Origin of the sequence: Streptomyces sp. NPDC056361 (genome assembly GCF_042262805.1) — a bacterium.
In the GTDB taxonomy this organism is placed as follows: Bacteria; Actinomycetota; Actinomycetes; order Streptomycetales; family Streptomycetaceae; genus Streptomyces.
Window position 1 is genome coordinate 16,723 of sequence record NZ_JBHJQI010000107.1, and the last position, 12,568, is coordinate 29,290.

A 12,568-nucleotide genomic window follows, 5' to 3' on the forward strand; every position below is an offset into this window, starting at 1 on the left:
TCCTACCGCCGGGCCTCCGCCTCCAGGCGCAGTGCCTCCTCCATCACGGCCTTCGCGACGGGGGCCGCGCTGCCGCCCCCGCTGATGTCCGTGCGGGAGGCCTCGGCGTCCTCGACGACGACGGCGACCGCGACGGCGGGCTGGGCGGAGTCCTCGGCCTGCGCCCAGGCGATGAACCAGGCGTACGGGGTGCCCGTGTTGCCGAAGCCGTGCTGGGCCGTGCCCGTCTTGCCGCCGACCCGGGCGCCGGGGATCGCCGCGTTCGAGCCGGTGCCCTCCTCGACCGCCTTCACCATCAGCCGCTGGAGCTGGATCGCGGTGGACGGGTTCATCGCCTGCCGGTAGCTGCGGCGGCCGGTGCGGTCGACCGTCGTGCCCCCGGAGGTGGTGGTGCGGTCGACGAGGTACGGGTGGGCGATCTCCCCGTTGTTGGCGACGGCCGCGGCGACCATCGCCATCTGGAGCGGGGTCGCCGTCGTGTCGAACTGGCCGATCGACGACAGCGCCAGCTGGTCGGGGCTCATCCTCCGGTCGAAGTTGGACTTCGCCACCCAGGACGGCACCCGCAGGCCCGTGTCGTTGAAGCCGAACCGCTCCACGGCGTCGACCATCCCCGACAGGCCGACCTCCACCGCGAGGCCGGCCATCACCGTGTTGCACGACCACTGGATCGCGTACGCGAGGGGGGCGTCCGCGCAGCCCTTCGCCTCGTTCGGCAGCACCTGGCGGGTGCCCGGCAGCACGAACGGGTCGGGGGTGTCCGTCGGCGCGTCCACGTCCCGGACGACCCCGGCGTCCAGCGCCGCCGCGGCCGTCACGATCTTGAAGGTGGAGCCCGGGGGGTACGTCTGCCGCAGGGCGCGGTTCAGCATCGGCTGGTTCGGCGAGGTGTTCAGCCGCTTCCAGGCGTCCTTGACCGCCGGGCCCGTCCCCGAGAGGACGCCCGGGTCGTAGGAGGGCGAGCTGACGAGGGCCAGGACGCGGCCGCTGGAGGGTTCGAGCGCGACGACCGCGCCGCGCTTCCCGTCGAGCCCCCGGAAGGCCGCCTCCTGCATCGTGGCGCGGACCGTGGTCACCACGTCGCCGCCGGACTGGTGACCGCGGGTGAGGTCGTTCCAGAGGGGCAGCGGCGCCAGCATCGGGTCGGTCCCGGACAGGATCTCGTCCTCGGCGTGCTCGACGAGCGTCGTGCCGTACGTCTGGGAGGCGAAGCCGGTCAGGGGCGCGTACAGCGGCCCCTGCCGGTAGGTGCGTTCCCAGCGCAGCTGCTGGCCGCTGTCCCGGGAGCCGGTCACCGGCTTCCCGTCGACGAGGATCTCGCCGCGCGGCTCGGCGTACCGCTCGATCGCGATCCGCCGGTTCGCCGGGTTGCCGTCGAGCGACGGGGCGTCGAGGACCATCACCCGGGCGGCGTTGACGAGGAGGGCGGCGAGGAGGACGAGGCAGAGTGCGGCCGCCCGCCGGATGTACCGGATCACCGGGCCTCCTCGGTCACGGGCGCGAGCGTCCCGGTGTCGGCGGCGTCGGGCTGCGGGACCCGCGCGGAGTCGCTGACCCGGATGAGGAGGGCCACGATCACCCAGTTGGTGACGACCGACGAGCCGCCCTGGGCGAGGAACGGCATCGCCATGCCGGTGAGCGGGATGAGGCCCATCACGCCGCCCGCGATCACGAACACCTGGAGCGCCACGATCGAGGCGAGCCCGATCGCGAGCAGCCGGCCGAAGGGGTCGCGGAGCGAGAGGCCGGCGCGGTAGCCGCGGGCGACGAGCAGCGCGTACAGCAGGAAGAGGGCGGTGAGGCCGACGAGTCCGAGCTCCTCGCCGGCCGTCGCCAGGATGAAGTCGGACTTGACGGCGAAGCCGATGAGCACGGAATGGCCGAGACCGAGCCCCGTGCCGAGCATCCCGCCGGCCGCGAACGCGAAGAGCGACTGGGCGAGCTGCCCCGGACCGTCCCCGGCCCGGATCGAGGCGAACGGGTCGAGCCAGTCCTGCACCCTGCTGTGCACGTGCGGTTCGAGGGAGCCGACCAGGAACGCGCCGGCCGAGGCCAGGACGAGGCCGACCGCGATCCAGCCGGTCCGCCCGGTCGCCACGTACAGCATGATCACGAAGAGGCCGAAGAAGAGCAGCGACGTCCCCAGGTCCCGTTCCAGGACCAGCACGCCGACGCTCAGCAGCCAGATGGCGACGATCGGCCCCAGCACCCGCCCGGTGGGGAACTGGAACTTCCAGATCCGCCGGCCGGTGTACGCCAGGGCGTTGCGGTTGGCGGCGAGGTACGCGGCGAAGAAGACCGCGAGCAGGATCTTCGCGAACTCGCCCGGCTGGAACGAGAGCCCGCCGAGCCTGATCCAGATCCTGGCCCCGTTCACCGCCGGGAAGAAGATCGGCAGGATCATCAGGGCGAGCGCGGCGGCCACCGAGACGTACGCGTACCCCTGGAGGGCGCGGTGGTCGCGCAGCAGCGCCACGACCACGATGAAGAGCGCCACCCCGAGCGTCGACCAGACCAGCTGCGTCGCCGCCGCCTGGTCGTTCGGCGTCTCCAGGTCGAGGCGGTAGATCAGCACCAGCCCGAGGCCGTTGAGCAGGACCGCGATCGGCAGCAGCAGCGGATCGGCGTACGGCGCGCGGAACCGGACCGCGAGGTGGGCCACCAGCGCGAGCAGTCCGAGCCCGGCGCCGTAGCGGGCCGCGTCCGGAGGTACGGCGCCGCTGCGGGCGAGGCCGACCGCGGCGTAGCCGGAGACGGAGATGAGGACGGCGCAGACGAGGAGGGAGAGTTCCACGCCGCGGCGCTTCGGCATGCGTACCCCGGGCGGGGGAGCGTCCGTGCGCGGTGCGGTCATGGTCGGCAACGTAGCAAGCGGTATGCCCTATGTCCCTTTTGTGTGGCGGTGTGCCGTGGAGCGCCGTCAGTCCTCCGGGTCGGCGTCCGCGAGGCGCACGTACTCGGGGAGCCGCAGCCGGGCCTCGGCGCCCGCCCCCTCGGCCGGCCGGGCGAAGACCAGCTCGGCACCGATCACCTCCGCCTGCCCGACGGCGATCGTCAGCCCCAGCCCGTGCCCCTTGCCGCCGCTCTCGGTCCGGAACCGCTGCGGCCCCGACTCCAGGAGGTACGCCGGATACCCGGGTCCGTGGTCCCGCACCGACACCACGGGGCCGTCCACCGTCACCACCACCGGAGGCGCCCCGTGCTTGTGCGCGTTGGCGACCAGATTGCCGAGCACCCGCTCCAGGCGCCGCCGGTCCGTCTCCACCGTGGCGTCCCTGACGACCCGCACCTCCGTCGCCGTGCCCGAGGCGCGCACCACCCGCTCGGCGAGCGGCCCGAGCTCGTGCACCGCCAGGTCCACGGTCTCGTTGCGGGCGTCGAGGCGCGAGATCTCCAGGAGGTCCTCGGTGAGACCGCGCATCGCCCGCACCCTGTCCCGTACGAGCTCGGAGGGCCGGCCCTCGGGCAGCAGCTCGGCCGCCGCCGAGAGCCCGGTCAGCGGGGTGCGCAGCTCGTGCGCCACGTCGGCGGTGAACCGCTGCTCGCTCTGCAGCTTGCGCTGGAGCGACGAGGCCATCGTGTCGAGCGCCCCGGAGACGGTGGCCACCTCGTCCTGCGGGCGCGCGGGGTCCTTCGTCCGGGGGTCGTCGACGCGGGCGTCCAGGTCGCCGGCGCTGATCCGGCGGGCCACCTGGGCGGTCAGGTGCAGTCGCCGGGTGACCCGGGTGACGGCGAAGGCGCCCACGAGCAGGGTCACGCCGATCGCGAGCACCGAGGAGCCGACGATCGACCGGTCGAGCGCGTCGATCGTCTCGGCGCTCTGCGTGTAGTCGACCCGGACGGCCAGGGCGTGGCCGTCCGCCGGGCCCGCCGCCCACATCGTCGGGCGGCCCCGGTCGTCGGCGACCATCGTGCCGTGCTCGCCGCGGACGGCGAGCGCCCGCAGGGGCGCCGGGAGGCCCGGGGGGTCGATCCCGGCGAAGCGGGGCAGCGGCTCGCCCGCCTCGTAGAGCCGGCCGACCTCGGTGAGCCGGGTCAGCGCCTTCTCCCGGGAGTCGTTCACGGTCTGGGAGGTCACCGAGACGTGGACGAGGGCGCCGAGCAGCGCGGCCAGCGCGCAGCACATCACGGCGATGAAGACCGCGGCCTTCCAGGTGAGGGTCGCGGTCCAGGCGGGCAGTCGGGGCGGCTTCACCGGGTGGGCTCGGCGGGTACGGGCACGGGCTCCGCCGGGACGGGGTCGCCGGGATCCCCCGAGGCGGGCGGGGTGCTCGGCGACGGGGTGGCGCTGGGGCTGACCAGGCGGGGCACGGGCACGGCCGAGGGCCCGGTGCGGGAGGGCCGCACCCGGACGATCTCGTCCCGGGTGGGCAGCATGCTGTGCTGCTGCTCGTCCCAGGACCAGGCCGTGCGGTACTCGTACCCGGGGATGCCGGCCGAACTGACCCGCATGATCAGGTCCCGGCCGGCCAGCTCCACGCTGATCACCTGGTCGACGGTGGACATGATCCGGGTGAGCCCGCCGTTCTCGGCGAGGTAGACCCGCACCCCGACCTGCTGCTGCGGCATCCGGATCCCGACGATCAGCTCGTCCCGGCCGTTGCCGGTGAGGTCGCGGTAGTACGGCCGCATGACCGGACAGGCCGCGGGCGCGGTCGGGCACGCCTCGATCGCCCGCGCGGTCTCCTCGTAGAGCCCGTCCGCGCCCGTGTACGTGTCCGGGTTGGCGCGGACCTCGGCGCGGACCACCGCGACGGCGTCGACCGAGTGGACGTCGTTGTCGGCGACCTCGATGCCGGGGACCCGCTGGGTGTCGGACTCGCCGTAGTCGACCGGCGGGTTCGTCGCGGGCGCGAGGTCGGGCCACAGCCGTACGGGCCCCACGGCCGCGGGCGTCGCCCCGGCGCTCTGCAGGTCGCCCTCCCCGCCGCCGCACCCGGCGAGCGCCAGGCCGAGTGCGAGGCCGAGTGCGCACAGGGCGCCGCCGGCGCTGCGCACTCCGTGCGGTCTCACGGTGCTCCTCGGTCGGGATGGGTGCCGCTCTTCTCCCGTAGACCTTATTCGGAGGGAAGTCCTTTTTGTCTATTCGTCGGGTTGTCGGGACCCGACGGAGCCCCGCAGCGCCGGACGGAACCTACGGCCGGCCCCGCTCCATCCGGGCCAGCGCCGCGCGGCACAAGGTCAGGAGCTTCTCGTCGAGGTGGATGTCGTGGCTGCCGGAGGCGCCCTCGCGGGCGTTGTGGCGGCGCCGGCGCGTCAGCTCGGTGAGGATCACGAGCTGGGCCTCCGACGCGTCCGGACCCATCTCCGCGAGCACCTCCGCGATGTCCATGCGCGCGTGCCGGTTCTCCTCCCAGGCCGCGAGCAGCACCGGCAGCGTCGCCGCGGTCTCGCCGGACACCCGCCACAGGGCCGTCGCGGTCCTGACCCGCACCCACAGGTCCCGTGAGGTCAGGCCGGGCCGGAGGGCGGGGGCGGCCCCGGCCGCCGCCGGGCCGATCTCGGCCAGGGCCAGGGCGGCACAGCACCAGTCCGCGCCGGACACGCCCGGCCGCAGCCACCACTCCAGGGCCGCGAGCGCCTCCCCGGTGTCACCTTCGGCCGCCCACAGGGCGCGCGCCGCCGTCGTGGCGACCGCGGCCGACTCGGCGGCCAGGAGTCTTCGCAGCTCCGGTACGGCCTCCCCGGCGGCCGGGCCGAAGGAGGCCAGGGTCCGCAGGGCCGACTCCCGCACCCAGTCGCGCCGGTTCTCCGGGGCGCCGCGCAGCACCCGCAGCACCTCGGGAACGGCCTGGCCGCCCCGTACGGCCGCCAGCGCGTACAGCAGCGGCGCCGCCCGGTCGTACAGCCGCTCGTCGAGCTCGACCTCGGCGAGCCGGCGCCGCAGCAGCGGGGCGAGCATCGCCGCGGAGGGCCCGAGGCCGTCCATCGCGTACAGCAGCTCCCGCCGCACCTCGCCCTCCTCCAGGGCGCGGGCGAGCAGCGGGACCGCGCGGGCGTCCCCGGCGCGGGCCAGCGCGAGCAGCGCACCGTCGCGGCCGGACCGGCCGACGAACGCGTACCCGCTGCCGTGACCGGGACCGGCGAGCCCGGGTGCGGCGGGTCCGGCGGGTCCGGTGGACGGCGCGGAGCCGGCCGGGGCCGACGTCAGACGGGCGACCAGCGCGTCGGAGGCCGGTCCGCCCAGCTCGAAGAGCCGCTCGAGGAAGGAGGTGGCGGCCTCCCTGAGCCGGGGCTCGGGGTCGTGGAGCTGGGCGCCGACGAGCCGGACGACCTCCTCGTACCCTCCGCGCCACATCCTGATCAGCCCGCCGCACAGCCAGATCGCGTCCGAGCGCTGCCCCCAGTCGGGGCTCCGCAGCTGCGCGAGGATCAGCGCGATCCGGTCGTCGACGCGGTCGTCGAGCGCCGTGTGCAGGGTCCGCAGCAGCTCCTCGGTCCACGGGGCCGGCCGCCCGGCCGCGTGCTCTTCGAGCAGCTCCCTGACCTGGCCGATCAGCGTCGGCGCCGCGGCCCGGTAGCCGTCGGCCCCGGCGGTCGGCCCCTGCGCCGCCGTCCGGATCTCCTCCAGGAGCCGCGTCACCCACGGCACCACGTCGTCGGGGATCTCCGCCGGAGCGCAGCGCGCCCGCTGGGCGAGGGCCGCGAGCCGCAGTCCGGGGTCGTGCGCGGCACGGGCGAGCCAGCCGAGCCAGTCGACGGTCTCGTCGCGCAGCGACGCGTGCCGCAGCGCGATCCGCCCGACGGCGGCCACGAGGGCGAGCCGCACCTCGGTGTCCCGCTCGACGGTGAGCCGTTCCCGCAGCAGGGTCAGCACCCGGGCGGGCTCGGGGTGGAGCGAGGCCAGCGCGCACGGGGCGGCGAGCCGCACCTCGGGGTCCGGGTCGGCGACGAGCCCCAGGAAGACGTCGGCCCCGGCGGCGATGGCGGCCGCGGCCATCGCGTAGTTGGCGGCGGGGATGAACTCCTCGTCGTCCGGGGCGAGTTCGTCCAGTTCGTCGAGCTCGTCGTCGTCGTCGAGCTCGATCCCGCCGATGCTGGTGAGCAACTCGACGATGCAGCCGCGGTCCTGGACCGCGGGGTCGGCGACCAGTTCGAGGAGGAAGGGGATGCAGGCGAGCGTCGAGTCGTAGACGTCGCCCTGGTGGTGCACGGCGCCGTACATGCCGTCGAGGGCGGTCTCGCGCTCCGCGGGATCGGCGGAGGCGAGTCCGCGGAGCAGCTCCGGCACATCGTCCGCGGGGCCGTACGCGTGCCCCAGCGAGGCCCAGTCGACCTCCTCGATCCCCGTCAGCATTACCGGCCGCCTTCCCCGTGAGCGCTGTGCCAGGGAGCAAGTGTGCACCACAGGGCCGCCGGCAACGCCTAACCGGCGACACCCGCCCCGCGCGGAGCCTCGGTTGCGGCCTCTTTGCGCCATATACGGTACGGAGCAGGGCAGTTGCTCTCGGTGTATGCCGCCGGAGACGCGTCCTCCGCCCGTCAGCCCTCCGACCGGACCCGGACGAACGACGCGTTCTCGTGCCGCCCCGCGAGCTGCCGCAGCTCGACGGGGAGCGGCGGGTCCACCGGCCGCACCGGCCCGTGCTCCGGATCGTCGGCGAGCGGACCGGCGCGGTCGCCCGCCAGCGCGCCGACCTCGCGCGCCTGCGCCGGGGTGAGCCGGGGCGAGGTCGTGACGGCGCTGCCGTCGGGGAGTCGGACGAGCAGGGCCCGGGGCCGGTCCGCCGGGCCGACGAGGCCCACGAGCAGGCCGTCGCTCGTGTCCGCGTGCCGGACCTTCCGCCACGCCCAGGTGGCGCCGGCCCGGTAGGGCGAGCCCAGCCGCCTGGCGACGATCCCCTCGACCCCCGCGTCCCGCAGGTCGCGGAACCACCCGCGCGCGGTCTCCTCCTCCGTGGTGGCCAGCACGCGCTGGAGGGGCGGGCCGACGTCCGCGAGGGCCGCGCCCAGCAGCTCCCACCGGTCGCGGAGCGGCAGGCTCCGCACGTCCCTGCCGGGGACGGCGAGCAGGTCGAACGCGATGTACGAGACCGGCACCCCGGCCCGTACCCGGTCCGCGTCGGAGCGGAGCAGATCGGTGAAGCTCAGCCGCCCGTCCCGGTACGCGCACAGTTCGCCGTCGAGGACGACCCCGGCCGGCAGCCGCCCGCCCAGGTGCGCGGCGATCCCGGGGAACTCGGGCGCGAGGTCCCGGCGGGACCGGGACTGGAGCACGACCCGCCCGTCGCCGAGCACGAACGCGAGGGCCCGGAAGCCGTCCAGCTTGAGGGAGTACTGCAGCTCCCGGGGCGGCTCGCCCTGCTCCGGGATCTCGTCGGCGGACCGGGGCCGCATGACGTCCACGGGCGGCGCGAGCGCGACGGCACCGCGGGCGCCGGCCGGCCCGTAGTCCCGTGCCGCCCTGCCGTCGGGCCGCGCCGCCCCGCCGTCCCGTGCCGCGCCGTCGCCGCCCCGCCCCGTCCCGTCGTCCGGCGCCGCGGCGGCGGCCCCGCCGTTCCGTCCCGTCCCGGGGCCTCGTCTCACGGCACGTCTCCCGCCCGTTCGGGCGAGAAGAGCGGCGCGAGGAGCTCCCCGTACCGCTCAAGACGTGGCGCGATGTCATCCATGAGGGGGACGAGCCGACCGGGGTCCGGGGCGCCGCCGGCGCACTGCTCGACCTCGTCCCAGGTGACGGGAGCCGACGCGGTGGGAAGGGTCCTGGCCCGCAGGGTGTAGGGGGTGGCGGTGGTCTTGGCTGCGGCGTTCTGGCTGTGGTCGACGAAGACCTTGCCGGGCCGCAGCGCCCGGGTCATCCGGTGCACGACCAGTGCCGGCAGCGCGGCCTCCGCCTCGACGGCGAGCCGCCGCGCATACGCCGAGACGCGCGCGGAGGGGGTCGGCACCACCGGCACGAGCAGGTGCAGCCCCTTGGATCCGGAGGTCTTGGCGAAGGCCTCCAGGCCGTCCGCCGCGAGCCGCTCGCGCAGGTGGAGCGCGACCCGGCAGCACTCCGTGACGGTCGCGGGCGCCCCGGGGTCGAGGTCGAGCACGAGCCGGTCGGCGACGGCGGGGGAGGAGGCCCGCCACTGCGGCGTGTGGAACTCCACGACCAGGTTCGCCGCCCACATCAGCGACGCCAGGTCGTCGACCACCACCTGCCGGGCCCGGGGGTCCTCGGAGTGGGGCACGGGCGCGGTCGTCACCCAGGGGGGCGTGCCGGGCGGCGGATTCTTGGTGAAGAAGAGCTGCCCCTCCGGACCGTCCGGATAACGCAGGAAGGACACCGGCCGGTCGCGGAGATGCGGCAGCATCGCGGCCCCGACGGTCGCGTAGTAGTGGAGGACCTCGCCCTTGGTGGTGCCGGTGGCCGGGTGGAGCACCTTGTCGAGGTTGCTGAGCGCGAGCCGGCGCCCCTCCACCTCCGTGATGGGCGTCATACGATGAGAATCCCACGTTTCCGGACTCTTCGGCTCGAAAGGTCGAGAACCGTGCGATCCATCTGGAACGGCGCCATCTCCTTCGGGCTCGTCAGCATCCCGATCAAGCTGGTGAACGCCACCGAGAGCCGGTCCGTCTCCTTCCGTCAGATCCACACCGAGGACGGCGGCCGCGTCCGCTACAAGAAGGTGTGCGAGCTCGACGGCGAGGAGGTCGCCCAGGCCGAGATCGGCAAGGCGTACGAGGACACCGACGGGACCATGATCCCGATCACCGACGAGGACCTGGCCGCGCTGCCGCTCCCCACGGCGAAGACGATCGAGATCGTCGCGTTCGTCCCGACCGGGGAGATCGACCCGCTCCAGATGGACGCCGCGTACTACCTCTCGGCGAACGGCGTGCCCGCCGCCAAGCCGTACACCCTGCTCCGCGAGGCGCTCAAGCGCAGCGACAAGGTGGCACTCGCGAAGTACGCCCTGCGGGGCCGGGAGCGCCTCGGCATGCTGCGGGTCGTCGACGACGTGATCGCCATGCACGGACTGCTCTGGCCGGACGAGATCCGCGCCCCGGAGGGCGTGGCCCCCGAGACGCCGGTCACCGTGCGCGACGCCGAACTCGACCTGGCGGACGCGCTGATGGCCACCCTCGGCGAGGTCGACATCAACACCCTCCACGACGACTACCGCACCGCGGTCGAGGAGATGATCGCGGCGAAGGCGGAGGGCGGCGAGGGCGTCGAGCCCCCGGCCCCGGGGGAGGAGGGCGGTGGGGGGCAGGTCATCGACCTCATGGCGGCCCTGGAGAGCAGCGTCCGGGCGGCGCGGGAGGCGCGCGGCGAGACGGCGGGCCAGGCCGGGGCGGACGAGGTCGCCGAGGTCACCCCGCTCAAGCCGCGCGCCACCCGGACCGGCGGCACGACGACCCGGACCGGCGGCACGGCCCGGACCGGTGGCACCACTCGGACCGGCGGCACCGCCCGGGCCGGTGGAACCGCCCGTACGCCCAAGGCCACGGACGCCAAGAAGTCCACCTCCCGGACGGCCGCCGAGAAGGCGGCGGCCCCCGCCCGCAAGTCGACGTCGACGGCCGGGACCGCGGCGAAGCAGGCGGCTTCGACGTCGGCGTCGGCGAAGAAGGACGCGACGAAGGCGACGACGGCGAAGACGGGCGCGGTCGGGAAGACGACGGCCAAGAAGACGGCGGCGAAGAAGACGGCGGCGAAGACGGCGGCCAAGAAGGCGACGCCCCGCAAGCGCTCGGCCTGACGGGCGGGGCCCCGGCCCTCTCACTCCGTCGAAGCCCCCCGGAACGCAACACTCCTCCGGGGGGCTTTCCGCTGCCCGAAGGCGGGCACGAGGGGGCCGAACTCGCCGCATAGCGAACAGAGTTATCTGTCCTTCGGACAACAGCTGGTCAAATCCTTGTTGCAGACCTGTCAAAGAGTGAACTTCGCTGGCACGCTCACACCCGCATCACCCACCCCCACAACCCCCACGCTTTTCAGCGAAGGAGCCCGCGTGACCCGCCAGCAGTCCTCGCACCGTCGTACCACCGCCCGCGCCGCCGCCCTGATCGCCTCGGCCGCCATGGTCGTCGTCGGAGTCCAGACCGGATCCGCCAGCGCCGACGCCAAGCTGGAGACCGGCGCCACCGCCGTCGCCCTCTCCGGCAACCAGCGCGCCGCGGCCGTCCAGGAGGCCCAGGCGGGCGCCGCCGCCACCGGCAAGGCCATCGGCCTGTCCGGCAAGGAGGCGCTCGTCGTCCGCGACGTCGTCAAGGACGCCGACGGCACCGTCCACACGCGCTACGAGCGCACCTACGAGGGCCTGCCGGTCCTCGGCGGCGACCTGGTCGTCCACCAGAAGAAGTCGGGCGCCCGCTCCACCACCAAGGCGACCGAGGCCCGCATATCCGTGGCGAGCACCGCCGCCGCGGTCCCCTCCGCCGCCGCCAAGCAGGCCGCCCTCGCCTCCGGCGCCAACACCTCCGAGGCCGCCCCCACGGCCCGCAAGGTGATCTGGGCCGCGACGGGCAAGCCCGTCCTCGCCTGGGAGACGATCGTCACCGGCGTCCAGCAGGACGGCACCCCGAGCCGCCGCCAGGTCGTCACCGACGCCACCACCGGCAAGGAGCTGTACGCCTACGAGATGATCGAGACCGGCACCGGCAACACCATGTACGCCGGCCAGGTCAGCCTCGGCACCTCGGGCTCGTTCACCCTCACCGACGCCACGCGCGGCGGCCACAAGACGTACGACCTCAACGGCGGCACGTCCGGCACCGGCAGCCTCTTCACCAACTCCACCGACACCTGGGGCAACGGCCTCGCGTCCAGCCGCGAGACCGCCGCCGCCGACGCCCACTACGGCGCGGCCGTCACCTGGGACTTCTACAAGAACGAGCTCGGCCGCAGCGGCATCCGCGGCGACGGCGTCGCCGCCTACTCCCGCGTCCACTACGGCAGCGCCTACGTGAACGCCTTCTGGGACGACGCCTGCTTCTGCATGACCTACGGCGACGGCATCGGCAACACCCACCCGCTCACGTCCCTCGACGTGGCCGGCCACGAGATGTCCCACGGCCTGACCTCCTCCACCGCCAACCTCCGCTACAGCGGCGAGTCCGGCGGTCTGAACGAGGCCACCTCCGACATCCTCGGCACCTCGGTCGAGTGGTACGCGGGCAACGCCACCGACGCCGGCGACTACCTCATCGGCGAGAAGATCGACATCAACGGCAACGGCACGCCGCTCCGTTACATGGACAAGCCCAGCAAGGACGGCAGCTCCGCCGACTACTGGTCGAAGTCGGTCGGCCGCCTGAACGTCCACTACTCCTCGGGCCCGGCGAACCACTTCTTCTACCTGCTCTCCGAGGGCAGTGGCGCGAAGACGATCAACGGCGTCGCCTACAACTCGCCGACCGCCAACGGCTCCACGCTGACCGGCATCGGCCGCACCGCCGCGTACAAGATCTGGTACAAGGCGCTGTCCACCTACATGACCTCCACCACCGGCTACTCGGGCGCCCGCACGGCCACCCTGAACGCCGCGAAGGACCTGTACGGCGCCGGCAGCACCCAGTACAACGCGGTCGCCGCGGCCTGGACCGCGATCAACGTCAAGTAACACCGCGTGAACACCAGGGG

General features: G+C 74.2%; 9 protein-coding genes. 2 read left to right on the top strand and 7 right to left on the bottom strand.

The window, feature by feature from the left end; genetic code table 11:
- Positions 1-2: 2 nt before the first annotated feature.
- The 7 genes from ACFCY7_RS28495 to ligD all read right to left on the bottom strand — a co-directional run bounded on the left by ACFCY7_RS28495 (position 3) and on the right by ligD (position 9,419).
- Positions 3-1,478, bottom strand: a complete 1,476-nt coding sequence (locus tag ACFCY7_RS28495) for a penicillin-binding transpeptidase domain-containing protein (RefSeq protein WP_376488920.1) — start codon at positions 1,476-1,478, stop codon at positions 3-5.
- Positions 1,475-2,854, bottom strand: coding sequence for an FtsW/RodA/SpoVE family cell cycle protein (locus tag ACFCY7_RS28500; protein WP_376488921.1), 1,380 nt, complete (start codon positions 2,852-2,854; stop codon positions 1,475-1,477). The genes ACFCY7_RS28495 and ACFCY7_RS28500 overlap by 4 nt, the downstream gene beginning before the upstream one ends.
- Positions 2,855-2,920: 66 nt before the next feature.
- Complete coding sequence (locus ACFCY7_RS28505; RefSeq protein ID WP_376488922.1) at positions 2,921-4,195, bottom strand: ATP-binding protein; 1,275 nt, start codon at positions 4,193-4,195, stop codon at positions 2,921-2,923.
- A complete protein-coding gene (locus ACFCY7_RS28510; RefSeq protein WP_376488923.1) occupies positions 4,192-5,013 on the bottom strand; it encodes a hypothetical protein in 822 nt (273 codons plus the stop codon). Before ACFCY7_RS28510 ends, ACFCY7_RS28505 begins: the two co-directional genes overlap by 4 nt.
- A 121-nt stretch (positions 5,014-5,134) precedes the next feature.
- Positions 5,135-7,297, bottom strand: a complete 2,163-nt coding sequence (locus tag ACFCY7_RS28515) for a PBS lyase (protein ID WP_376488924.1) — start codon at positions 7,295-7,297, stop codon at positions 5,135-5,137.
- Between the two features lie 185 nt (positions 7,298-7,482).
- Positions 7,483-8,526, bottom strand: a complete 1,044-nt coding sequence (locus ACFCY7_RS28520; protein ID WP_376488925.1) for a DNA ligase — start codon at positions 8,524-8,526, stop codon at positions 7,483-7,485.
- Positions 8,523-9,419: a non-homologous end-joining DNA ligase gene (gene ligD / locus ACFCY7_RS28525; protein ID WP_376488926.1), complete on the bottom strand. Its 897-nt coding sequence runs from the start codon at positions 9,417-9,419 to the stop codon at positions 8,523-8,525. The genes ACFCY7_RS28520 and ligD overlap by 4 nt, the downstream gene beginning before the upstream one ends.
- Before the next feature lie 51 nt (positions 9,420-9,470).
- Here ligD and ACFCY7_RS28530 point away from each other — a divergent pair, with 51 nt between their 5' ends.
- Positions 9,471-10,685 (top strand): Ku protein, encoded by a 1,215-nt coding sequence (locus ACFCY7_RS28530; protein ID WP_376488927.1) that lies wholly within the window; start codon positions 9,471-9,473, stop codon positions 10,683-10,685.
- 252 nt (positions 10,686-10,937) lie between these two features.
- Entirely contained in the window at positions 10,938-12,548 is a 1,611-nt protein-coding gene (locus tag ACFCY7_RS28535) for a M4 family metallopeptidase (protein WP_376488928.1), read from the top strand.
- The last annotated feature ends 20 nt before the right edge of the window (positions 12,549-12,568 follow it).